The following is a 21,738-nucleotide window of genomic DNA, read 5'->3' on the forward strand; positions in this document are numbered from 1 at the left end:
TATCCTTTATAAATAATCAATAAAAATCATTATTAAAATGATCGGGTGAAAAAAAGAGAATTTGCCAACAATCTGAAGTAATGCTGGTTTTATTAAAGTGCACAAGGGGTGTTAAGATGGCTTCTTTTCGGGTGAATTTTGCACAATACTTAGAAATCGTCTCCTTAATACATTCCAGCTCTTTTTTATTGACGGCTGAGCAAGTACATTGTTCACCAAAAGGTGCAAAAGTGCCTACATCTAATGTTTGTATGATATAATCATCATGTTCTCCTGTAGAAATATCTATAATGAATGGACTCATATTTTCCGGTTGGATTCGGATCATGACAGAAGGAACATCGCCATGATAGAAATTCAATGCAGTTATTGCAGATAATACTCTCCGCAGTTCATTACTTATACTGTAAATTTTATTAACGTCATTGGTGGAGACAATTTCTGCAAACTTTCTTTTTACCGTCCAATAATCAATATTTCTATTGTGATTGTTAACCACTGCGTGCATTGGCGGGATTGAAGGGTGAAAAATATGCGCAATTGGGAAGCCTTTCATTGATGCCTGCCTTGTCATCATGACAAACAATAATAGATGCTTATTTTCCTCGCAGGGTTCTTTCGCACTATCAAAAAACGCTCATTTACCCGGCGTTACAGTAAACGAAGCAACATTCTGTGGCCTACGCCGATCAAAAGCTCTGTGAAAATTTCCCTTGTTGTCTTTGTCTGACCTTATCGCGGCGATCAGCAATTATTCGTTTTGTGATCCTCAACACAAAATGCTATTCGTCGCCTATGAGGGGAGAAGAATTTATGGAAAACGATTGCATTCACAAAATGACGTCCTGTCAGAAGAGAAAAAGTTGACGTTAATCAATTGTTCGAGATGATCAATACATGTATTCGAAATTTTAAAATATTGATAAAATAAATGTTTGTTCTCCAACAAATAGCGTGAAAAAATGTGACATGCCGCATTATTTATCACTGAAAATGGTTTATTTATAATAAAATTTGAGAACTTGCTCATTAAATTTAACTCAAATTTTGCCTGGTAATTATCCGGTAATTGCTTGAAATATGGTCTCAGCCCCTTTTTTGTATTAACCACATAACGAATGATGTTATCGCCATAAAATATGGTTATCCCCGTCATTTTTTTTGACAAAAATCAGGGTTTATACTGATTTTTATACTTTAACTTGTTGATATTTAAAGGTATTTAATTGTAATAACGATACTCTGGAAAGTATTGAAAGTTAATTTGTGAGTGGTCGCACATATCCTGTTCATTTCATTTTGATACACTTCATGCCGTCAATGAGGTAATTAACGTAGGTCGTTATGAGCACTATTCTTCTTCCGAAAACGCAGCACCTGGTAGTCTTTCAGGAAGTCATTAGAAGTGGTTCTATCGGCTCGGCTGCAAAAGAATTAGGGTTAACTCAACCGGCCGTCAGTAAAATCATTAACGATATTGAAGATTATTTTGGTGTGGAATTAGTGGTGCGGAAAAATACCGGTGTAACATTAACACCTGCCGGTCAATTGTTACTCTCCCGTTCCGAATCCATTACCCGTGAAATGAAAAATATGGTTAATGAGATAAGCGGTATGTCTTCTGAGGCGGTGGTGGAAGTCTCATTTGGTTTTCCTTCATTGATTGGTTTTACTTTTATGTCAGGGATGATCAACAAGTTCAAAGAGGTGTTCCCGAAAGCGCAGGTTTCTATGTATGAAGCGCAACTGTCTTCGTTCTTACCGGCAATCCGCGACGGTCGACTGGATTTTGCGATTGGTACGTTAAGTGCAGAAATGAAGCTTCAGGATTTACATGTTGAGCCGCTGTTCGAGTCCGAGTTTGTGCTGGTAGCCAGTAAGTCCCGAACATGCACCGGCACCACCACGCTGGAGTCGTTGAAGAACGAACAGTGGGTGTTGCCACAAACTAATATGGGGTACTACAGCGAACTGCTTACTACGTTACAAAGAAATGGCATCAGTATTGAAAACATCGTTAAAACCGACTCAGTCGTGACAATTTATAATCTTGTTCTCAATGCTGATTTCTTAACTGTAATTCCTTGTGATATGACGTCACCTTTTGGTTCTAATCAATTTATTACTATTCCGGTTGAAGAAACATTACCTGTGGCACAATATGCCGCGGTATGGTCGAAAAATTATCGTATTAAAAAAGCAGCATCGGTTTTGGTGGAATTAGCCAAAGAGTATTCATCTTATAATGGGTGTAGACGAAGGCAATTAATAGAAGTTGGTTAGTTATTTGTTTTTATTTAAACATAAATAATCCACCTGTCTGTCTTGCAGGTGTCGGTTACGGTTACCTACATATTTAATTCAGGCGAAGAGGTTTTATAATGCATATTACATACGATCTGCCGGTTGCTATTGATGACATTATTGAAGCGAAACAACGACTGGCTGGGCGAATTTATAAAACAGGCATGCCTCGCTCCAACTATTTTAGTGAACGTTGCAAAGGTGAAATATTCCTGAAGTTTGAAAATATGCAGCGTACGGGTTCATTTAAAATTCGTGGCGCATTTAATAAATTAAGTTCACTGACCGATGCGGAAAAACGCAAAGGCGTGGTGGCCTGTTCTGCGGGCAACCATGCGCAAGGGGTTTCCCTCTCCTGCGCGATGCTGGGTATCGACGGTAAAGTGGTGATGCCAAAAGGTGCGCCAAAATCCAAAGTAGCGGCAACGTGCGACTACTCCGCAGAAGTCGTTCTGCATGGTGATAACTTCAACGACACTATCGCTAAAGTGAGCGAAATTGTCGAAATGGAAGGCCGTATTTTTATCCCACCTTACGATGATCCGAAAGTGATTGCTGGCCAGGGAACGATTGGTCTGGAAATTATGGAAGATCTCTATGATGTCGATAACGTGATTGTGCCAATTGGTGGTGGCGGTTTAATTGCTGGTATTGCGGTGGCAATTAAATCTATTAACCCGACCATTCGTGTTATTGGCGTACAGTCTGAAAACGTTCACGGCATGGCGGCTTCTTTCCACTCCGGAGAAATAACCACGCACCGAACTACCGGCACCCTGGCGGATGGTTGTGATGTCTCCCGCCCGGGTAATTTAACTTACGAAATCGTTCGTGAATTAGTCGATGACATCGTGCTGGTCAGCGAAGACGAAATCAGAAACAGTATGATTGCCTTAATTCAGCGCAATAAAGTCGTCACCGAAGGCGCAGGCGCTCTGGCATGTGCTGCATTATTAAGCGGTAAATTAGACCAATATATTCAAAACAGAAAAACCGTCAGTATTATTTCCGGCGGCAATATCGATCTTTCTCGCGTCTCTCAAATCACCGGTTTCGTTGACGCTTAATTAATTCGTTGAGGATAGGATATGAGTACTTCAGATAGCATTGTATCCAGCCAGACAAAACAATCGTCCTGGCGTAAATCAGATACCACATGGACGTTAGGCTTGTTTGGTACGGCAATCGGCGCCGGGGTGCTGTTCTTCCCTATCCGCGCAGGTTTTGGCGGACTGATCCCGATTCTTCTGATGTTGGTATTGGCATACCCCATCGCGTTTTATTGCCACCGGGCGCTGGCGCGTCTGTGTCTTTCTGGCTCTAACCCTTCCGGCAACATTACGGAAACGGTGGAAGAGCATTTTGGTAAAACTGGCGGCGTGGTTATCACGTTCCTGTACTTCTTCGCGATTTGCCCACTGCTGTGGATTTATGGCGTTACTATTACCAATACCTTTATGACGTTCTGGGAAAACCAGCTCGGCTTTGCACCGCTGAATCGCGGCTTTGTGGCGCTGTTCCTGTTGCTGCTGATGGCTTTCGTCATCTGGTTTGGTAAGGATCTGATGGTTAAAGTGATGAGCTACCTGGTATGGCCGTTTATCGCCAGCCTGGTGCTGATTTCTTTGTCGCTGATCCCTTACTGGAACTCTGCAGTTATCGACCAGGTTGACCTCGGTTCGCTGTCGTTAACCGGTCATGACGGTATCCTGATCACTGTCTGGCTGGGGATTTCCATCATGGTTTTCTCCTTTAACTTCTCGCCAATCGTCTCTTCCTTCGTGGTTTCTAAGCGTGAAGAGTATGAGAAAGACTTCGGTCGCGACTTCACCGAACGTAAATGTTCCCAAATCATTTCTCGTGCCAGCATGCTGATGGTTGCAGTGGTGATGTTCTTTGCCTTTAGCTGCCTGTTTACTCTGTCTCCGGCCAACATGGCGGAAGCCAAAGCGCAGAATATTCCAGTGCTTTCTTATCTGGCTAACCACTTTGCGTCCATGACCGGTACCAAAACAACGTTCGCGATTACACTGGAATATGCGGCTTCCATCATCGCACTCGTGGCTATCTTCAAATCTTTCTTCGGTCACTATCTGGGAACGCTGGAAGGTCTGAATGGCCTGGTCCTGAAGTTTGGTTATAAAGGCGACAAAACTAAAGTGTCGCTGGGTAAACTGAACACTATCAGCATGATCTTCATCATGGGCTCCACCTGGGTTGTTGCCTACGCCAACCCGAACATCCTTGACCTGATTGAAGCCATGGGCGCACCGATTATCGCATCCCTGCTGTGCCTGTTGCCGATGTATGCCATCCGTAAAGCGCCGTCTCTGGCGAAATACCGTGGTCGTCTGGATAACGTGTTTGTTACCGTGATTGGTCTGCTGACCATCCTGAACATCGTATACAAACTGTTTTAATCCGTAACTCAGGATGAGAAAAGAGATGAATGAATTTCCGGTTGTTTTGGTTATTAACTGTGGTTCGTCTTCGATTAAGTTTTCCGTGCTCGATGCCAGCGACTGTGAAGTATTAATGTCAGGTATTGCCGACGGTATTAACTCGGAAAATGCATTCTTATCCGTAAATGGGGGAGAGCCAGCACCGCTGGCTCACCACAGCTACGAAGGTGCATTGAAGGCAATTGCATTTGAACTGGAAAAACGGAATTTAAATGACAGTGTGGCCTTAATTGGCCACCGCATCGCTCACGGCGGCAGTATTTTTACCGAGTCCGCCATTATTACCGATGAAGTCATTGATAATATCCGTCGCGTTTCTCCACTGGCACCCCTGCATAATTACGCCAATTTAAGTGGTATTGAATCGGCGCAGCAATTATTTCCGGGCGTAACTCAGGTGGCGGTATTTGATACCAGTTTCCACCAGACGATGGCTCCGGAAGCTTATTTATACGGCCTGCCGTGGAAATATTATGAAGAGTTAGGTGTACGCCGTTATGGTTTCCACGGCACGTCGCACCGCTATGTTTCCCAGCGCGCACATTCGCTGCTGAATCTGGCGGAAGATGACTCCGGCCTGGTTGTGGCGCATCTTGGCAATGGCGCGTCAATCTGCGCGGTTCGCAACGGTCAGAGTGTTGATACCTCAATGGGAATGACGCCGCTGGAAGGCTTGATGATGGGTACCCGCAGTGGCGATGTCGACTTTGGTGCGATGTCCTGGGTCGCCAGCCAAACCAACCAGAGCCTGGGTGACCTGGAACGCGTAGTGAATAAAGAGTCGGGATTATTAGGTATTTCCGGTCTTTCTTCGGATTTACGTGTTCTGGAAAAAGCCTGGCATGAAGGTCACGAACGCGCGCAACTGGCAATTAAAACCTTTGTTCACCGAATTGCCCGTCATATTGCCGGACACGCAGCTTCATTACGTCGCCTGGATGGAATTATATTCACCGGCGGAATAGGAGAGAATTCAAGCTTAATTCGTCGTCTGGTCATGGAACATTTGGCTGTATTAGGCGTAGTGATTGATACAGAAATGAATAATCGATCTAACTCTTTTGGAGAGCGAATTGTTTCCAGTGAAAATGCGCGTGTCATTTGTGCCGTTATTCCGACTAACGAAGAAAAAATGATTGCTTTGGATGCCATTCATTTAGGCAAAGTTAACGCGCCCGCAGAATTTGCATAATTTAGTTGAAGTATTGTAGAGAGATTATTTTTCATGAAGGTAGATATTGATACCAGCGATAAGCTGTACGCCGACGCATGGCTTGGCTTTAAAGGTACGGACTGGAAAAACGAAATTAATGTCCGCGATTTTATTCAACATAACTATACACCGTATGAAGGCGATGAATCTTTCCTCGCCGAAGCGACGCCTGCCACCACGGAATTGTGGGAAAAAGTAATGGAAGGCATCCGTATCGAAAATGCAACCCACGCGCCGGTTGATTTCGATACCAATATTGCCACCACAATTACCGCTCATGATGCGGGATATATTAACCAGCCGCTGGAAAAAATTGTTGGCCTGCAAACGGATGCGCCGTTGAAACGTGCGCTACACCCGTTCGGTGGCATTAATATGATTAAAAGTTCATTCCACGCCTATGGCCGAGAAATGGACAGTGAATTTGAATATCTGTTTACCGATCTGCGTAAAACCCATAACCAGGGCGTATTTGATGTTTACTCACCGGATATGCTGCGCTGCCGTAAATCTGGCGTGCTGACCGGTTTACCAGATGGCTATGGCCGTGGGCGCATTATCGGTGACTATCGCCGCGTAGCGCTGTATGGCATCAGTTATCTGGTACGTGAACGCGAACTGCAATTTGCCGATCTCCAGTCTCGTCTGGAAAAAGGCGAGGATCTGGAAGCCACCATCCGTCTGCGTGAGGAGCTGGCAGAGCATCGTCATGCGCTGTTGCAGATTCAGGAAATGGCGGCGAAATATGGCTTTGATATCTCTCGCCCGGCGCAGAATGCGCAGGAAGCGGTGCAGTGGCTCTACTTCGCTTATCTGGCGGCAGTGAAATCGCAAAATGGCGGCGCGATGTCGCTGGGCCGCACGGCATCGTTCCTCGATATCTACATTGAGCGCGACTTTAAAGCTGGCGTACTCAATGAGCAGCAGGCACAGGAACTGATCGATCACTTCATCATGAAGATCCGTATGGTACGCTTCCTGCGTACACCGGAATTTGATTCGCTGTTCTCCGGCGACCCAATCTGGGCGACGGAAGTGATCGGCGGGATGGGGCTGGACGGTCGTACGCTGGTGACCAAAAACTCCTTCCGCTATTTGCACACCCTGCACACTATGGGGCCGGCACCGGAACCTAACCTGACCATTCTTTGGTCGGAAGAATTACCGATTGCCTTCAAAAAATATGCCGCGCAGGTGTCGATCGTCACCTCTTCCTTGCAGTATGAAAATGACGATCTGATGCGTACTGACTTCAACAGCGACGATTACGCGATTGCCTGCTGCGTCAGCCCAATGGTGATTGGTAAGCAAATGCAGTTCTTTGGTGCACGCGCTAACCTGGCGAAAACGCTGCTCTACGCAATTAACGGCGGGGTGGACGAGAAGCTGAAGATTCAGGTCGGGCCGAAAACAGCACCGCTGATGGACGACGTGCTGGATTACGACAAAGTGATGGACAGCCTCGATCACTTCATGGACTGGCTGGCGGTGCAGTACATCAGCGCGCTGAATATCATTCACTACATGCACGACAAGTACAGCTACGAAGCTTCGCTGATGGCGCTGCACGATCGTGATGTCTATCGCACTATGGCATGCGGCATCGCGGGCCTGTCGGTGGCGACGGACTCCCTGTCTGCCATCAAATATGCCCGCGTGAAACCAATCCGTGACGAAAACGGCCTGGCGGTGGACTTTGAAATCGACGGTGAATATCCGCAGTACGGCAACAACGACGAGCGCGTAGACAGCATTGCCTGCGACCTGGTTGAACGCTTTATGAAGAAAATTAAAGCGCTGCCAACCTATCGCAACGCCGTCCCTACCCAGTCGATTCTGACTATCACTTCTAACGTGGTGTACGGCCAGAAAACCGGTAATACGCCGGACGGTCGTCGCGCCGGAACACCGTTCGCGCCGGGCGCTAACCCGATGCATGGTCGTGACCGCAAAGGTGCCGTGGCCTCATTGACGTCGGTGGCGAAACTGCCGTTCACCTACGCCAAAGATGGGATCTCGTACACCTTCTCAATCGTTCCTGCGGCGCTGGGCAAAGAAGATCCAGTACGTAAAACCAACCTTGTCGGCCTGCTGGATGGGTATTTCCACCACGAAGCGGATGTCGAAGGCGGTCAACACCTCAACGTCAACGTAATGAATCGGGAAATGCTGCTGGATGCCATCGAGCACCCGGAAAAATATCCTAACCTGACAATCCGTGTCTCTGGCTACGCCGTGCGCTTCAACGCACTGACCCGTGAACAGCAACAGGATGTTATTTCACGTACCTTTACCCAGGCGCTCTGACGCCGGAGGATGTATGAAAAAGATTATCGAAACGCAACGTGCCCCAGGCGCAATCGGCCCTTATGTTCAGGGCGTTGATTTAGGCAGCATGGTCTTCACCTCCGGGCAAATACCGGTTTGCCCACAGACCGGTGAGATCCCGGCTGATGTGCAAGATCAGGCGCGTTTAAGCCTCGAAAACGTCAAAGCGATCGTGGTTGCTGCCGGGCTGAGCGTGGGCGATATCATCAAGATGACCGTGTTTATCACCGATCTGAATGATTTTGCCACCATCAACGAAGTCTATAAGCAGTTCTTCGATGAGCATCAGGCGACCTATCCGACCCGGAGCTGTGTGCAGGTCGCGCGTTTGCCGAAAGATATGAAGCTGGAAATTGAAGCCATCGCAGTACGTAGTGCGTAAAGCCTCGTGAGCGGGACGGTCGTAAGGTCGTTCCGCTCCACTTCACTGAACGGCAATCCGAGGGTGTGGATATGATTAGTGCATTCGATATTTTCAAAATTGGGATTGGTCCCTCCAGTTCGCATACCGTGGGGCCAATGAATGCCGGAAAAAGTTTTATTGATCGGCTGGAAAGTAGCGGCTTATTAACCGCGACGAGCCATATTGTGGTCGATCTGTACGGGTCGTTGTCACTGACGGGCAAAGGCCATGCCACGGATGTCGCCATCATCATGGGACTGGCAGGAAACAGTCCGCAGGATGTTGTCATTGATGAGATCCCTGCATTTATAGAGTTAGTAACGCGCAGCGGGCGGCTGCCAGTGGCATCTGGTGCGCATATTGTTGATTTTCCTGTAGCAAAGAACATTATCTTCCATCCCGAAATGTTGCCTCGCCATGAGAACGGAATGCGGATCACTGCCTGGAAGGGACAGGAAGAGCTATTAAGTAAAACCTATTACTCTGTCGGCGGCGGGTTTATTGTCGAAGAAGAACACTTCGGCCTGTCGCACGATGTCGAAACGTCCGTACCTTACGATTTCCACTCAGCAGGTGAACTGCTGAAAATGTGTGATTACAACGGCCTGTCTATATCTGGTCTGATGATGCACAACGAGCTAGCGCTGCGCAGCAAAGCGGAAATTGACGCCGGTTTTGCCCGTATCTGGCAAGTGATGCATGACGGTATTGAACGTGGGATGAACACTGAAGGCGTGCTGCCTGGTCCGCTCAATGTGCCGCGCCGTGCCGTAGCGCTGCGTCGTCAGCTGGTTTCCAGCGATAACATCTCTAACGATCCGATGAATGTCATCGACTGGATCAACATGTACGCGCTGGCGGTTAGTGAAGAAAACGCAGCTGGCGGGCGCGTGGTAACGGCACCGACTAACGGTGCGTGCGGCATTATTCCGGCAGTACTGGCTTATTACGATAAGTTCCGTCGTCCGGTAAACGAGCGGTCAATTGCCCGCTATTTTCTGGCCGCGGGGGCTATTGGCGCGCTGTATAAAATGAACGCCTCCATCTCTGGCGCGGAAGTCGGCTGTCAGGGGGAGATTGGCGTGGCCTGTTCAATGGCGGCGGCAGGGTTAACTGAACTACTGGGCGGCAGTCCGGCGCAGGTATGCAATGCGGCGGAAATCGCGATGGAGCATAACCTTGGGCTGACCTGCGATCCGGTTGCCGGACAGGTACAAATCCCGTGCATTGAACGTAATGCCATTAATGCCGTGAAAGCAGTAAACGCCGCGCGGATGGCGATGCGCCGCACCTCGGCACCGCGTGTTTCACTCGATAAAGTGATCGAGACGATGTATGAAACCGGCAAAGATATGAACGATAAATACCGCGAAACATCACGCGGAGGACTGGCCATTAAAGTGGTCTGCGGCTGACATTGCTGTCAGCTTTCATCCTTGGGTGCACAAATGTGCACCTTTTTTTTGTGATCTGCCGCAAATAGAGAATGAATATTCTCTTGCGATTAATTTAGTAGAAAATTCTTATCCATCTCCGTTATTTCAAAGTCTTGATTGTGAAGATTTTCTCTGACCTCGCGCGTATCATTTCTTTATTCTAATAACTCGCCTGCAAAAACGTAGACCGCATATCGCCTTGATGCGGCTCGGAAAAAAATAATAAGCCCTACAAAATTTTGAGCGAGAAATTATGGAAATTGCATCGAATAAAGGCGTCATTGCAGACGCTTCGACCCCGGCGGGTCGTGCTGGAATGAGTGAGAGCGAGTGGCGAGAAGCGATCAAATTCGACAGTACTGACACCGGCTGGGTGATTATGAGTATCGGGATGGCGATTGGCGCGGGGATTGTTTTTCTCCCGGTGCAGGTCGGTTTGATGGGATTGTGGGTATTTTTGCTCTCATCGGTGATTGGTTACCCGGCAATGTATCTGTTTCAGCGGTTGTTTATTAATACGCTGGCAGAATCACCAGAATGTAAAGATTACCCGAGTGTCATTAGCGGTTATTTAGGTAAAAACTGGGGCATCCTGTTAGGTGCGCTCTATTTCGTAATGCTGGTGATTTGGATGTTCGTCTATTCCACCGCCATCACCAACGATAGTGCTTCCTATCTGCATACCTTCGGCGTGACGGAAGGGTTGCTGTCAGATAGTCCCTTTTATGGTCTGGTACTGATTTGCATTCTGGTGGCGATCTCTTCACGCGGCGAGAAATTGTTATTCAAAATTTCGACCGGCATGGTGCTGACCAAGCTGCTGGTGGTCGCGGCGCTGGGCGTGTCGATGGTGGGAATGTGGCATCTGTATAACGTCGGTTCGCTACCGCCGCTGGGGCTGCTGGTGAAAAACGCCATTATTACGCTGCCGTTTACCCTGACGTCGATTCTGTTTATCCAGACGTTAAGCCCGATGGTGATCTCTTATCGCTCGCGGGAAAAATCAATTGAAGTGGCGCGGCATAAAGCATTGCGGGCAATGAATATCGCGTTTGGCATTTTGTTTGTCACCGTCTTTTTCTACGCCGTGTCGTTCACGCTGGCGATGGGACATGACGAAGCGGTAAAAGCCTACGAGCAGAATATTTCCGCGCTGGCGATTGCCGCACAGTTTATTAGCGGTGACGGCGCAGCGTGGGTGAAAGTGGTCAGCGTCATTCTCAATATCTTTGCTGTCATGACTGCATTCTTTGGCGTCTATTTAGGCTTTCGCGAAGCAACGCAAGGGATCGTAATGAACATCCTGCGTCGCAAGATGCCTGCCGAGAAGATTAACGAAAATCTTGTTCAGCGCGGCATCATGATTTTCGCCATTTTGCTGGCCTGGAGCGCCATCGTACTGAACGCACCGGTGTTGAGCTTCACCTCTATCTGTAGCCCGATTTTCGGCATGGTAGGGTGCCTGATCCCGGCGTGGCTGGTTTACAAAGTACCGGCATTGCACAAATACAAAGGGATGTCTCTGTACCTGATTATCGTCACTGGTTTGTTGCTTTGTGTTTCTCCGTTCCTGGCATTTTCTTGATTTACCTGAAATTTTAAGGTTTTTAATATGTTTGATTCGACTTTAAATCCGTTATGGCAGCGTTACATCCTCGCCGTTCAGGAGGAAGTAAAACCGGCGCTGGGATGTACTGAACCGATTTCACTGGCGCTGGCGGCGGCGGTTGCTGCGGCAGAACTGGAAGGTCCGGTTGAACGTGTAGAAGCCTGGGTTTCGCCAAATCTGATGAAGAACGGTCTGGGCGTCACCGTTCCCGGCACGGGAATGGTGGGGCTGCCGATTGCGGCGGCGCTGGGGGCGTTAGGTGGAAATGCCAACGCCGGGCTGGAAGTGCTGAAAGACGCAACTGCGCAGGCAATTGCCGATGCCAAAGCACTGCTGGCGGCGGGGAAAGTCTCCGTTAAGATCCAGGAACCTTGCAATGAAATCCTCTTCTCACGCGCCAAAGTCTGGAACGGTGAGAAGTGGGCGTGTGTCACCATCGTCGGCGGGCATACCAACATTGTGCATATTGAGACGCACGATGGTGTGGTGTTTACCCAGCAGGCGTGTGTGGCAGAGGGCGAGCAAGAGTCTCCGCTGACGGTGCTTTCCAGAACGACGCTGGCTGAGATCCTGAAGTTCGTCAATGAAGTCCCGTTTGCGGCGATCCGCTTTATTCTCGATTCTGCGAAGCTAAATTGTGCGTTATCGCAGGAAGGTTTGAGCGGTAAGTGGGGGCTGCATATTGGCGCGACGCTGGAAAAACAGTGCGCGCGCGGTTTGCTGGCGAAAGATCTCTCTTCATCCATTGTGATTCGTACCAGCGCGGCATCCGATGCGCGTATGGGCGGCGCTACGCTTCCGGCAATGAGTAACTCTGGCTCGGGTAACCAGGGGATCACCGCAACAATGCCTGTGGTGGTGGTAGCAGAACACTTCGGAGCGGATGATGAACGGCTGGCGCGTGCGCTGATGCTTTCGCATTTGAGCGCAATTTACATCCATAACCAGTTACCGCGTTTGTCTGCACTTTGTGCCGCAACGACCGCAGCAATGGGGGCCGCCGCCGGGATGGCATGGCTGGTGGATGGGCGTTATGAAACTATCTCGATGGCGATCAGCAGTATGATCGGCGATGTCAGCGGCATGATTTGCGATGGAGCGTCGAACAGCTGTGCGATGAAGGTTTCGACCAGTGCTTCGGCTGCGTGGAAAGCGGTGTTAATGGCGCTGGATGATACCGCCGTGACCGGCAATGAAGGGATCGTGGCGCATGATGTTGAGCAGTCGATTGCCAACCTGTGTGCGTTAGCAAGCCATTCGATGCAGCAAACCGATCGGCAGATTATCGAGATTATGGCGAGCAAGGCCAGATAAACGCCAGGTTTTGGGTATTGTGCCGGATAAGGCGTTTTCGCCGCATCCGGCAACTTGTCTTTACGCGGTAGCTTCATCCTCGACTAAACGCGTTTCAGCATCCGCGACGATAGCTTCCAGCTCGCTCAACATCTCTTCATAGCCAAAATTTTTGGCGGTGCGAGCAGGTTCTTTCGCCACCACGGGCTTCACCGGCTGGCGCTTTTTGGCCAATTTTTTACTCATCATCATCTCCCTGTAAAAACAACTAGACAGGCAAATCTATCAGCAAAGCGCGCAGTGGGGAATCGGCAACCAGCGTAATGTTAGCCTCGTCACGAATAAACGCCCCATCACCGCAGGTCAGCGCCGCTTTCTCTTCATGATGCGTAAGCGCATGAAATTTCCCGTGAATCGATTGCAAATACGCGCGTGGCCCATGCAACTGGAAATTCGCACTTTCGCCTTTGTCGAGCACGATATGGTGCAGCCACACTTGCTGGCGTAATTGCAGGCTTCCCATCGCACCCTCTGGCGAGGCGATTAATTGCTGCTTGCCCATATTAAGCGCCAGCTTTTGAATCAGCGGATTCTCTCGCTGCGGGCAGGCGTCCAGCCAAAGCTGCATTCGCGTTAACGGTTTGTCTTTGCTGAGATTGTGTTCGCTATAGCTGACACCCGGCTGGGTAGAGAGCAGCAACGCCTCTCCGGCGCTGGCCTGAACATGATTGCCTTCGCTATCGCGATACTCTGCTTCTCCATCCAGAATCACATTTAAAATATCGACTTTGGGATAGGTTCGCGGCTGAAAGGCGGCACCTGGGGCCAGCACTTCCTGGTTAAGCACACGCAGGGAGGCATAGCCTAACAATTTCGGGTCGAAGTAGTGTCCAAAGGAAAAAGTATACCGGGCCTGCAACCATCCGTAGTCTGCTTGTCCACACTGCCTGGCAGTTCGGGTAGTAATCATAATTCTTGACCTCTCTTTACTTCCTTTTATGGTAAGGGGCTGGACGCTACATTGTTAGCCAGATATTCTGCCCGGTATGTTCAAATTTCCTGAATGAGAACGAAATGGCCAAAGAAAGGGCATTAACGCTGGAAGCACTACGGGTTATGGATGCGATCGATCGCCGGGGCAGTTTTGCGGCGGCGGCGGATGAGCTGGGACGCGTGCCTTCCGCACTTAGCTACACCATGCAAAAACTGGAAGAAGAGCTGGATGTGGTGCTGTTTGACCGCTCGGGCCATCGTACCAAATTCACCAATGTCGGGAGGATGTTGCTGGAGCGAGGGCGCGTTTTGCTGGAAGCCGCAGATAAACTGACTACTGATGCGGAAGCTCTCGCGCGCGGTTGGGAAACGCATCTCACCATTGTGACCGAAGCGCTGGTACCGACACCTGCCTTTTTCCCGTTAATCGACAAACTGGCGGCAAAAGCCAATACCCAACTGGCAATCATCACAGAAGTGCTGGCGGGGGCGTGGGAACGGCTGGAGCAGGGGCGGGCGGATATTGTTATCGCGCCGGATATGCATTTTCGTTCCTCGTCGGAGATCAACTCGCGCAAGCTCTATACGTTAATGAACGTCTACGTTGCCGCGCCTGATCACCCGATTCATCAGGAGCCGGAACCGTTATCTGAAGTGACGCGTGTGAAATATCGTGGAATTGCGGTGGCGGATACCGCTCGTGAGCGCCCGGTGTTGACCGTACAGCTGCTGGACAAACAGCCGCGCTTAACGGTGAGCACGATTGAAGATAAACGTCAGGCATTACTGGCGGGGCTTGGCGTGGCGACGATGCCGTATCCTATGGTCGAAAAAGATATTGCGGAAGGGCGGTTGCGTGTCGTCAGCCCGGAATCGACCAGCGAGATCGATATTATTATGGCCTGGCGTCGTGACAGTATGGGGGAAGCGAAATCCTGGTGTCTGCGGGAAATTCCCAAACTTTTTAACGGAAAATAATATTTATTATTGTTAATAAAAAGGGGCGAAATATCGCCCCAATTCTAAGATTAATTTGAACCAAACTTCGGATCGTTTCCGTAACGATTGCTGCCAGAAGTACCTTCTGTGCAGAAAAAAACCAGAAGCACGAGCCAGCCAATAAACGGAACAAAAAAGAGCAAGGCCCAGGCACCTGAACGGTCGGTATCGTGTAAGCGACGGATAGCAAGCGCAAGGACGGGAAGGAAGGTTGCCAGCAAATAAAGCATAGACAGATATGGAAGCTCCAGACCTAAAATCAATTGAATGACATTGATAATAGCGCCGACGATGGCGTTAATCAGAGTAAACATCCAGTACTCTTTACGACGTGCGCGACCAGAGAAACCAACATAATTTTTTAATACGGACAAATACCACTGCATAAAAACATCCCTTTAATTAAAAGTGATGAAAGTCTATTCCGGGTATTGTGTAAATGCTATTCGTATCTTTCTTTTTCGGATGTTATAAAGGTTTTGATATTTAAGATAAATACATGGTTATTTTTTATAGGTAATTTATATAACGACATTGAAATATTTTAAATAAACATTAGTAAATTATTCATTCATTAACATGATGATAAAAGCCGGATGAGTCAGACATCCGGCGAGCAGATTTGTTTTAAGGTTCCAGTTTTGGATCTGGTCCAAAGCGGTTCTCGCCTGGCGTACCCGCCTGGCAGTTAAAGACGATGATAATAAGCCAGCCGATAAACGGGATTAAGAATAGCAGTGCCCACCACGCCGAGCGGTCGGTGTCGTGCAGGCGGCGGAACTGAACTGCCCACCACGGTAAAAACACCAGAATACCGTAGATTGTCGTCAGGATGCCTTCGCCACCAGCGCGTTGCCAGCCTAACATTTTATCCAGCAGCCCCAGCACGAACGTAAAGATGATGTTGACCAGAATAAACATCCAGTACTCTTTGCGCCGCGCACGACCCCGGAAACCGACATAATTTTTTAGTACTTTCAGATACCAGTCCATTTTTGCCTCAATTTTGCTCAATCACTTGTTTTTAAAGCAGCAAATTAAGAATAGACGTGAATGAAATGGCAGTAAATATTCGTTCAAGGAATTAATAAAGGGCTATGAAGGCGTGCTAAGACTGATGACAAGCGCAAAATCGCCAGATGCGCTACGCTTATCTGGCCTGCGCGGTCATTGCAACATATTGAATATAAATGTTTTGTAGGTTTGATAAGGCGTTCACGCCGCATCCGACATGAACAACATGCACTTAGCTAATTATCAGAGGCACCTCGTAAGGTGCCTTTTTTTAACCGAAGCGAACATCTCGTCCATGCGGTTCATCGAGATCCTGCCACGGACCAATTGAAATAATCCCCGTAGGGTTGATGGTCTTATGGCTGCGGAAGTAATGATTACGGATGTGATCGAAATTGACTGTTTCGGCAATTCCCGGCATCTGGTAGATATCGCGCAGGAAGCCATACAGATTAAGGTAATCGCTGATGCGGTGCTTATCACACTTGAAGTGGGTCACATACACTGGATCAAAACGGACCAGCGTGGTCCACAGGCGAATATCGGCTTCGGTTAGCTGGTTGCCGGTCAGGTAACGATGCTGACCTAAAATCTGTTCCAGTCGCGCCAGCGATTCAAACACTTTCTCCACCGCTTCGTCGTAGGCTTGCTGGCTGGTGGCAAAACCAGCTTTATACACGCCGTTGTTAACGGTGTCATAAATCCAGCCGTTAAGTTCGTCAATTTTCGTTTGCAGGGCTGGTGGGTAGTAATCACCCGCTTTCGCGCCCAGCGCATCAAACGCGGTATTAAACATGCGGATGATTTCTGCTGATTCGTTGCTGACGATGGTGTGGTTCTTTTTGTCCCACAGCACGGGAACAGTAACTCGTCCGCTGTAGTGGGGATCGGCGCGGAGATAAAGCTGATACAAAAATTCATGTTGATAGAGCGTGTCTCCGGTTGCTCCCGGAAAACTGTCATCAAAGGTCCAGCCGTTTTCCAGCATCAGCGGGTTCACTACGGAAACGGAAATAAACGGTTCCAGTCCTTTGAGTTTGCGCATGATCAGCGTGCGGTGCGCCCACGGGCAGGCGAGTGAAACATAGAGATGATAACGATCTTTCTCTGCGATAAAACCGCCTGTGCCAGTGGGGCCAGGAGCGCCATCGGCAGTGAGCCAGTTACGAAATGCGGAAGCTGAACGTTGAAATTTACCGCCGGTAGATTTGGTATCGTACCAGGTGTCATGCCAGACGCCGTCAATCAGTTGACCCATTTTTCTCTCCTCCAATAGCAAAAACGAGGAGCTTCCTCCTCGTTTTTTATCGTTAAGTATAGCGCGTGCTTACCACTTTTTATTCAGCAGGCGGTCGATGCTATACGCGCCCGGACCGGTAATTGCCAGCAGCAGGAATCCGCCAGAAATTGTCAGGTTTTTCATGAACATCAGCGAGTTGACGCCTTCAGCAAAGTTGCTGTGAAATAAAAATGCCGTCAGCAGCGTAAAGCCCGCAGTAAACAGGGCAGTGGTGCGAGTCAGGAAACCGAACAGGATTGCCAGACCACCACCGAACTCAAGCAGAATCACCAGCGGCAGCATAAAACCCGGGACGCCCATTGCTTCCATATATTGTTGGGTACCCGCGTAGCCAGTAATTTTTCCCCAGCCAGCGGTAATAAACAGAATCGGCATTAAAATGCGTGCTACCAGTACACCAACATCTTCTAATTTTTTCATCATACTCTCCACTGCGCCACTCAGGCTGCTGATTGTTTTTTTGTGCAAGGGCGCGGTATTAGCGTCGTTGCTGTCGATGGAGAGAATCATAAACGTGGTGAATGATGATTGTTAGCAAGGAAAACTGTCAAAAATCTTCAAAAAATTTGATGGGTACGGCCGGAATGGCTCCGGCCAGAGGGAAGTTAACCGCGAAGCTGTTGCTGCTTGAGGGTCGTTTTAACCAGACGCCAGGCGCTCCATACGCCAAAACCGCGTCTGGCCCAGCGGACCAGCATATTAGGATGGCGAATCGTCCAGATCGCCATCACGCTACTGCCAACCAGCGCCCAGGAGCGCAGACTTAGCAGCATATTCCAGCGACGATCGTAAGCGCCTGTTGCCTCCAGCCATTCACGACGACTGGCAGAAAGATCCAGCCGTTGTTGCTGGATCTGGCTAAGCAGTTGCGCCTTACGTCGTTCACGTTCGACTTTACTGCTCACGGGACTCCTCCTCGAGCAGCTGCCGATCGTTTGCCAGCTCATGGCGTGTATGGCGCAGCAAGGTGGATTTACGCGATTTACGTAACGTCCAGATACCGCCAATCAGTGCCAGTAGCAGCAACACCACGGTGGTGGCAATCATCGCATTCAGGCGATATTGCGGATCAACCGCCCAAATAATTAGCACCATCAGGCTCATAAGACCAAATGCAGCGAAAAGCATCGTCAGGCCCAGCATCAGTAAAAGTTGAAAGAGATTAGCTTTTTCCTCTTCCAGCTCAACCACCGCCAGCCGCAGACGTGTTTCCACCATTTCAACCATGATGGAAACAATTCGCTGCCCGATGCCCAGAACGCTTTTACCGGGCCCTTGCGCGTGATGAGTGTCCGCCATAATTAACGACGCGACAGCAGAACGCCGAGCACTACACCGATTGCAGCGCCAATGCCCACGCCCGTCCATGGATTTTCACGCACATACTCATCGGCACGCGCCGCCGCGACACGGGTTTGTTTGGCGATGGCATCACCGGTTTCACCCAGGCGATAACGGCTCTGTTTCAGTGCCTGCTCCGCTTTGCTACGAATCTTACTCAACTCTTCTTTCGACTTCTCGCCAGATGAGCTAAGCACCTCTTCCAGCGTATCGGAAAGGGATTTCAACTCAGCACGCAGATGTTCCGTAGTGTGTTCTTTCGACATAGTTTTCTCCAGGTGAGTAAGTAGTGACTATTGTGAGTTAGTAGTCGCGCGCTTCCAGCTTTTTCAGCTCTTCCTGCGCTTCTGCCAGTTTCCGTTCGCGTTTGGCAATCTTATCGGCATCGCCTTTTTGCTTCGCCTCGGCTAAATCTTGCTGGCGTTCCGCCACCTCATCTTTCTGCTTTGCGATTTTCTTCTGATGATCGGCACGCAGCTGGCTATCTGAACAGTTGGCCCGGACTTCACTCAGGGCTTTATTCAGACCGTCAATACGATTCTGGTTTTGGTGTTTTTCGGCATAGCTGATCTCCTTAAGGATATTTTGCTCCTTTTCCTGACACAGGGTAGTGGCATAACTACCAGCACTAAGAGCAAAAAGAGAAACAGCTAAAGCGATGCGGTATTTCATTCTTGAACCTTCCATTGTGATTCGGACCTATTACAAAGGAACGATTGTCCAGACAACGAAGCGGTAGTGTTAACCACCGCCTCATTAATCATAGACAGTTACGGTGAAATCACCAAAGTGAGTGATCTGTTTCGGATAACAGGAAGTTATCCGAAGCGATGAGAGTTATCCCGTAGCCGGGTCAGCCACTGCATAGCCTGACTGTTATTGTCCTGCTGCGCAATGATGTAGCCTTGGGGCAATGTTCTGTCGAGGACCGCTTTTGCAGCGGCGCTCTGGTCGCTGGAGTCAAAGGTAATTAACAGAGTGTCGTTTTTGGGGGTGATACTTTTGAAAGGAATGCCATGAGCGTCAAGGTGATGCCAGATTGAAAAACCGTCTGGCATCGTTGTGCCTTGATGAACGGCACGAATCGCCAGCGTAGACTCTTGCTGGCGAACCGCGGACCAGGCCAGCAACAGCGTGCCGACCAGAAGTAAAACAGCGCCGGACCAGGCTAGCTGGCGAAGCGACATGCGAGGTATTTGCATCCCTTACCCCCGATTTCCATATTTCTTTTTCCATAACACGACCAGAGAACCTGCCAGGCCAAACACCAGCAGCACCACCGGGAGCAGCATCAGGCATGACATCAGCTGGTCCTCGTACTTTAAAAATACCGGCGTTTTGCCGAGCATGTAACCCAGAGTTGTCAGGATCAATACCCACAGCAGACCGCTCATCCAGTTGAAAAACTGAAAGCGCGCGTTATTCAGCCCTGATAACCCGGCAATCGTCGGCAGCAGTGTTCTGACAAACGCAATAAAGCGACCAATTAACAGCGCCGATAAACCGTGTTTATGAAAAAGATGGTGTGCGCGTTGATGATAATGCGCGGGTAAATGAGATAGCCAGTTTTGTACGGTGCGGGTATTGCCCAGCCATCGCCCCTGAATATAGCTGACCCAGCAGCCGAGGCTGGCGGCAACGGTCAGCAGCAGAATCGTTTGCGGATAGCCCATCGCGCCTTTCGCAATCAACACGCCGACCAATACCAGTAAACTGTCGCCCGGTAAAAAGGCCGCCGGAAGCAAGCCGTTTTCAAGGAACAAAATTACAAACAAGACAAAATACAACATGCCAATCATCGACGGATTGGCCAGGGTTTCAAAATCCTGCGCCCACAGGGCTTGCAGCAATTGGGTCAAAAGTTCCATTCATTATTCCTGGTGAATCGGTTAACGCCACGCTGGTTTTAAAAGATGCACTACCGCAATGTTATTGCTGTTTTGGTATGTTCTGCGGGTTTGATACATCAACACAGCCTGAACTATTCCCTGTTAAATCGTGAGATAAGAAAGCATTCAAAAACATAAATTCAAATTGAATCTAATTGTAACAAAGGTCAACGTTGTTCGTTATCAAAATTACATGTCCGTGGAGTCTGATTTTGCTGAATGCAGGGGAGGGTGGCGAGAGGATTTACACAGGCTGACACTTTATACTTTTCGCTTACCGACGAGACAAACAGGCGCGTCGCAGCGCCTGTCGGACAGGTATTTCATTTACTGCCACTGGTGGCCGTATCGAGATGCACTACCGGGTTTTCGGCGAACAGATAACGGTCGGCATTGAACTCGAAGTCGTCGCTGGTTTCGTTAAATAACATGATCTTGGTGTTTTCCAGGTGCTGCCACATTGCCAGCTTAGCAGCATGAGGATCTTTGCGAATCAGCGCCTTGAGGATTTGATCGTGGTCATCACACCAGTTATCGACGGTACGGGAATCAATGTGTTCGTGCAGTTTTTTCCAGTACGGGTTATGGCTACGCTGGGTCCACATTTTTTCAACGATAGCCGCCAGGGCGGAGTTCTGCGTCGCCAGGGCTACCTGAATATGGAACTGCAAATCCCACTCGGAATCACGGAAGCATTGTTCGCCGCGCGCCTGCTCCTGGATGGCCATCAATTTCATGATGTCCTGTTTCGTTACCTGAGTTGCTGCGAACTCGGCAATATTACTTTCGATGAGTTGGCGAGCCTGGAGCAACTCAAACGGACCGTAATTGGCGAATTCCATATTATTGTCCGCAGCCTGCTGATGGCGCGGCTGGTTGGAAACCACGTGAATACCTGAACCTTTACGCACTTCGACATAGCCTTCAACTTCCAGCATGATGATGGCTTCACGAACTACCGTACGGCTGACGTTCTTTTCATCGGCAATAAAGCGCTCGGCAGGCAGTTTATCACCCACCAGATAGACGCCCTGTTCGATGCGCTCTTTCAGGTCAGCGGCAAGTTGTTGATACAAACGGCGTGGTTCAGTGATTTCCATATGCGTCTCCCGGAGTGGAATGCGGACAAAGTTATCATACCACTTTATTTATGG

At 49.1% G+C, this 21,738-nt stretch carries 26 protein-coding genes; 10 read left to right on the forward strand and 16 right to left on the reverse strand.

The window, feature by feature from the left end; genetic code table 11:
- Positions 1-16: 16 nt before the first annotated feature.
- Both yhaB and tdcR read right to left on the reverse strand, forming a co-directional pair.
- Positions 17-556, reverse strand: coding sequence for a protein YhaB (gene yhaB, locus ACU8XX_RS03020; RefSeq protein ID WP_000675733.1), 540 nt, complete (start codon positions 554-556; stop codon positions 17-19).
- 255 nt (positions 557-811) lie between these two features.
- Positions 812-1,030, reverse strand: a complete 219-nt coding sequence (gene tdcR, locus ACU8XX_RS03025) for a transcriptional activator TdcR (protein WP_001301311.1) — start codon at positions 1,028-1,030, stop codon at positions 812-814.
- A 314-nt stretch (positions 1,031-1,344) separates the two neighbouring features.
- Between tdcR and tdcA the strand changes: the two genes are divergently transcribed.
- The 9 genes from tdcA (at position 1,345) to cyuA (ending at position 13,069) form a co-directional block, all read left to right on the forward strand.
- On the forward strand, positions 1,345-2,283 hold the full coding sequence (gene tdcA, locus ACU8XX_RS03030; RefSeq protein WP_000104211.1) for a transcriptional regulator TdcA: 939 nt from the start codon (positions 1,345-1,347) through the stop codon (positions 2,281-2,283).
- Positions 2,284-2,381: 98 nt separating this feature from the next.
- The gene (tdcB, locus tag ACU8XX_RS03035) at positions 2,382-3,371 is read left to right on the forward strand and encodes a bifunctional threonine ammonia-lyase/L-serine ammonia-lyase TdcB (protein ID WP_000548347.1); all 990 of its coding nucleotides are present in this window, start codon (positions 2,382-2,384) and stop codon (positions 3,369-3,371) included.
- Positions 3,372-3,392: 21 nt separating this feature from the next.
- The gene (gene tdcC / locus ACU8XX_RS03040) at positions 3,393-4,724 is read left to right on the forward strand and encodes a threonine/serine transporter TdcC (RefSeq protein ID WP_000107723.1); all 1,332 of its coding nucleotides are present in this window, start codon (positions 3,393-3,395) and stop codon (positions 4,722-4,724) included.
- A gap of 25 nt (positions 4,725-4,749) precedes the next feature.
- Complete coding sequence (tdcD, locus tag ACU8XX_RS03045) at positions 4,750-5,958, forward strand: propionate kinase (RefSeq protein WP_001352528.1); 1,209 nt, start codon at positions 4,750-4,752, stop codon at positions 5,956-5,958.
- 33 nt (positions 5,959-5,991) lie between these two features.
- Positions 5,992-8,286: a 2-ketobutyrate formate-lyase/pyruvate formate-lyase gene (gene tdcE, locus ACU8XX_RS03050; protein ID WP_000861734.1), complete on the forward strand. Its 2,295-nt coding sequence runs from the start codon at positions 5,992-5,994 to the stop codon at positions 8,284-8,286.
- 13 nt (positions 8,287-8,299) lie between these two features.
- Entirely contained in the window at positions 8,300-8,689 is a 390-nt protein-coding gene (locus ACU8XX_RS03055; protein WP_032174301.1) for an enamine/imine deaminase, read from the forward strand.
- Between the two features lie 71 nt (positions 8,690-8,760).
- Positions 8,761-10,125: an L-serine ammonia-lyase gene (tdcG, locus tag ACU8XX_RS03060; RefSeq protein ID WP_000622126.1), complete on the forward strand. Its 1,365-nt coding sequence runs from the start codon at positions 8,761-8,763 to the stop codon at positions 10,123-10,125.
- A 274-nt stretch (positions 10,126-10,399) separates the two neighbouring features.
- Complete coding sequence (locus ACU8XX_RS03065; protein ID WP_000401598.1) at positions 10,400-11,731, forward strand: amino acid permease; 1,332 nt, start codon at positions 10,400-10,402, stop codon at positions 11,729-11,731.
- Positions 11,732-11,758: 27 nt separating this feature from the next.
- The gene (gene cyuA / locus ACU8XX_RS03070; protein ID WP_000460514.1) at positions 11,759-13,069 is read left to right on the forward strand and encodes a cysteine desulfidase; all 1,311 of its coding nucleotides are present in this window, start codon (positions 11,759-11,761) and stop codon (positions 13,067-13,069) included.
- A gap of 60 nt (positions 13,070-13,129) precedes the next feature.
- Here the strand turns inward: cyuA and yhaL are convergent, their stop codons facing one another.
- Both yhaL and ACU8XX_RS03080 read right to left on the reverse strand, forming a co-directional pair.
- Positions 13,130-13,294 carry a protein YhaL gene (gene yhaL, locus ACU8XX_RS03075; RefSeq protein ID WP_001300823.1) on the reverse strand — a complete coding sequence of 55 codons (165 nt, stop codon included), beginning with the start codon at positions 13,292-13,294 and terminating at the stop codon, positions 13,130-13,132.
- 22 nt (positions 13,295-13,316) lie between these two features.
- Positions 13,317-14,018, reverse strand: coding sequence for a pirin family protein (locus tag ACU8XX_RS03080; RefSeq protein ID WP_000633576.1), 702 nt, complete (start codon positions 14,016-14,018; stop codon positions 13,317-13,319).
- A 104-nt stretch (positions 14,019-14,122) separates the two neighbouring features.
- Between ACU8XX_RS03080 and yhaJ the strand changes: the two genes are divergently transcribed.
- Entirely contained in the window at positions 14,123-15,019 is an 897-nt protein-coding gene (gene yhaJ / locus ACU8XX_RS03085; RefSeq protein WP_001041009.1) for a DNA-binding transcriptional regulator YhaJ, read from the forward strand.
- A gap of 50 nt (positions 15,020-15,069) precedes the next feature.
- Here yhaJ and ACU8XX_RS03090 read toward each other — a convergent pair whose 3' ends face one another.
- The 12 genes from ACU8XX_RS03090 to exuR form a co-directional block, all read right to left on the reverse strand.
- On the reverse strand, positions 15,070-15,426 hold the full coding sequence (locus tag ACU8XX_RS03090; protein WP_001198807.1) for a DUF805 domain-containing protein: 357 nt from the start codon (positions 15,424-15,426) through the stop codon (positions 15,070-15,072).
- A 241-nt stretch (positions 15,427-15,667) separates the two neighbouring features.
- On the reverse strand, positions 15,668-16,033 hold the full coding sequence (locus ACU8XX_RS03095) for a DUF805 domain-containing protein (RefSeq protein ID WP_000384145.1): 366 nt from the start codon (positions 16,031-16,033) through the stop codon (positions 15,668-15,670).
- 292 nt (positions 16,034-16,325) lie between these two features.
- Positions 16,326-17,312 carry a glutathionyl-hydroquinone reductase YqjG gene (gene yqjG, locus ACU8XX_RS03100; protein WP_000531210.1) on the reverse strand — a complete coding sequence of 329 codons (987 nt, stop codon included), beginning with the start codon at positions 17,310-17,312 and terminating at the stop codon, positions 16,326-16,328.
- Positions 17,313-17,381: 69 nt separating this feature from the next.
- The gene (locus ACU8XX_RS03105; protein WP_000732240.1) at positions 17,382-17,774 is read right to left on the reverse strand and encodes a DoxX family protein; all 393 of its coding nucleotides are present in this window, start codon (positions 17,772-17,774) and stop codon (positions 17,382-17,384) included.
- A 185-nt stretch (positions 17,775-17,959) separates the two neighbouring features.
- Complete coding sequence (locus tag ACU8XX_RS03110) at positions 17,960-18,259, reverse strand: YqjK-like family protein (RefSeq protein ID WP_000096086.1); 300 nt, start codon at positions 18,257-18,259, stop codon at positions 17,960-17,962.
- Positions 18,249-18,653 (reverse strand): phage holin family protein, encoded by a 405-nt coding sequence (locus ACU8XX_RS03115; RefSeq protein WP_000785722.1) that lies wholly within the window; start codon positions 18,651-18,653, stop codon positions 18,249-18,251. Before ACU8XX_RS03115 ends, ACU8XX_RS03110 begins: the two co-directional genes overlap by 11 nt.
- Before the next feature lie 2 nt (positions 18,654-18,655).
- Positions 18,656-18,961, reverse strand: coding sequence for a DUF883 family protein (locus ACU8XX_RS03120; protein WP_000031415.1), 306 nt, complete (start codon positions 18,959-18,961; stop codon positions 18,656-18,658).
- Positions 18,962-18,998: 37 nt separating this feature from the next.
- The gene (gene yqjC, locus ACU8XX_RS03125) at positions 18,999-19,367 is read right to left on the reverse strand and encodes a DUF1090 family protein YqjC (RefSeq protein ID WP_001295543.1); all 369 of its coding nucleotides are present in this window, start codon (positions 19,365-19,367) and stop codon (positions 18,999-19,001) included.
- A 146-nt stretch (positions 19,368-19,513) separates the two neighbouring features.
- Entirely contained in the window at positions 19,514-19,897 is a 384-nt protein-coding gene (gene mzrA, locus ACU8XX_RS03130) for an EnvZ/OmpR regulon moderator MzrA (protein ID WP_001166761.1), read from the reverse strand.
- A 3-nt stretch (positions 19,898-19,900) separates the two neighbouring features.
- Positions 19,901-20,563, reverse strand: coding sequence for a DedA family general envelope maintenance protein YqjA (gene yqjA, locus ACU8XX_RS03135; RefSeq protein ID WP_000422149.1), 663 nt, complete (start codon positions 20,561-20,563; stop codon positions 19,901-19,903).
- 21 nt (positions 20,564-20,584) lie between these two features.
- A complete protein-coding gene (yqiM, locus tag ACU8XX_RS03140; RefSeq protein WP_211180508.1) occupies positions 20,585-20,668 on the reverse strand; it encodes a protein YqiM in 84 nt (27 codons plus the stop codon).
- Between the two features lie 239 nt (positions 20,669-20,907).
- Positions 20,908-21,684 (reverse strand): transcriptional regulator ExuR, encoded by a 777-nt coding sequence (gene exuR, locus ACU8XX_RS03145; RefSeq protein ID WP_000406488.1) that lies wholly within the window; start codon positions 21,682-21,684, stop codon positions 20,908-20,910.
- Between the last annotated feature and the right edge of the window lie 54 nt (positions 21,685-21,738).

This window comes from Escherichia sp. MAL-1, assembly GCF_052948035.1.

Excerpts from the sequence above, each read along its gene's own strand:
- yhaB (WP_000675733.1), bottom strand. The coding sequence starts at position 556 with ATGAAAGGCTTCCCAATTGCGCATATTTTTCACCCTTCAATCCCGCCA.
- tdcR (WP_001301311.1), bottom strand. The coding sequence starts at position 1,030 with ATGAGCAAGTTCTCAAATTTTATTATAAATAAACCATTTTCAGTGATA.
- tdcA (WP_000104211.1), top strand. The coding sequence starts at position 1,345 with ATGAGCACTATTCTTCTTCCGAAAACGCAGCACCTGGTAGTCTTTCAG.
- tdcB (WP_000548347.1), top strand. The coding sequence starts at position 2,382 with ATGCATATTACATACGATCTGCCGGTTGCTATTGATGACATTATTGAA.
- tdcC (WP_000107723.1), top strand. The coding sequence starts at position 3,393 with ATGAGTACTTCAGATAGCATTGTATCCAGCCAGACAAAACAATCGTCC.
- tdcD (WP_001352528.1), top strand. The coding sequence starts at position 4,750 with ATGAATGAATTTCCGGTTGTTTTGGTTATTAACTGTGGTTCGTCTTCG.
- tdcE (WP_000861734.1), top strand. The coding sequence starts at position 5,992 with ATGAAGGTAGATATTGATACCAGCGATAAGCTGTACGCCGACGCATGG.
- ACU8XX_RS03055 (WP_032174301.1), top strand. The coding sequence starts at position 8,300 with ATGAAAAAGATTATCGAAACGCAACGTGCCCCAGGCGCAATCGGCCCT.
- tdcG (WP_000622126.1), top strand. The coding sequence starts at position 8,761 with ATGATTAGTGCATTCGATATTTTCAAAATTGGGATTGGTCCCTCCAGT.
- ACU8XX_RS03065 (WP_000401598.1), top strand. The coding sequence starts at position 10,400 with ATGGAAATTGCATCGAATAAAGGCGTCATTGCAGACGCTTCGACCCCG.
- cyuA (WP_000460514.1), top strand. The coding sequence starts at position 11,759 with ATGTTTGATTCGACTTTAAATCCGTTATGGCAGCGTTACATCCTCGCC.
- yhaL (WP_001300823.1), bottom strand. The coding sequence starts at position 13,294 with ATGAGTAAAAAATTGGCCAAAAAGCGCCAGCCGGTGAAGCCCGTGGTG.
- ACU8XX_RS03080 (WP_000633576.1), bottom strand. The coding sequence starts at position 14,018 with ATGATTACTACCCGAACTGCCAGGCAGTGTGGACAAGCAGACTACGGA.
- yhaJ (WP_001041009.1), top strand. The coding sequence starts at position 14,123 with ATGGCCAAAGAAAGGGCATTAACGCTGGAAGCACTACGGGTTATGGAT.
- ACU8XX_RS03090 (WP_001198807.1), bottom strand. The coding sequence starts at position 15,426 with ATGCAGTGGTATTTGTCCGTATTAAAAAATTATGTTGGTTTCTCTGGT.
- ACU8XX_RS03095 (WP_000384145.1), bottom strand. The coding sequence starts at position 16,033 with ATGGACTGGTATCTGAAAGTACTAAAAAATTATGTCGGTTTCCGGGGT.
- yqjG (WP_000531210.1), bottom strand. The coding sequence starts at position 17,312 with ATGGGTCAACTGATTGACGGCGTCTGGCATGACACCTGGTACGATACC.
- ACU8XX_RS03105 (WP_000732240.1), bottom strand. The coding sequence starts at position 17,774 with ATGAAAAAATTAGAAGATGTTGGTGTACTGGTAGCACGCATTTTAATG.
- ACU8XX_RS03115 (WP_000785722.1), bottom strand. The coding sequence starts at position 18,653 with ATGGCGGACACTCATCACGCGCAAGGGCCCGGTAAAAGCGTTCTGGGC.
- ACU8XX_RS03120 (WP_000031415.1), bottom strand. The coding sequence starts at position 18,961 with ATGTCGAAAGAACACACTACGGAACATCTGCGTGCTGAGTTGAAATCC.
- yqjC (WP_001295543.1), bottom strand. The coding sequence starts at position 19,367 with ATGAAATACCGCATCGCTTTAGCTGTTTCTCTTTTTGCTCTTAGTGCT.
- mzrA (WP_001166761.1), bottom strand. The coding sequence starts at position 19,897 with ATGCAAATACCTCGCATGTCGCTTCGCCAGCTAGCCTGGTCCGGCGCT.
- yqjA (WP_000422149.1), bottom strand. The coding sequence starts at position 20,563 with ATGGAACTTTTGACCCAATTGCTGCAAGCCCTGTGGGCGCAGGATTTT.
- exuR (WP_000406488.1), bottom strand. The coding sequence starts at position 21,684 with ATGGAAATCACTGAACCACGCCGTTTGTATCAACAACTTGCCGCTGAC.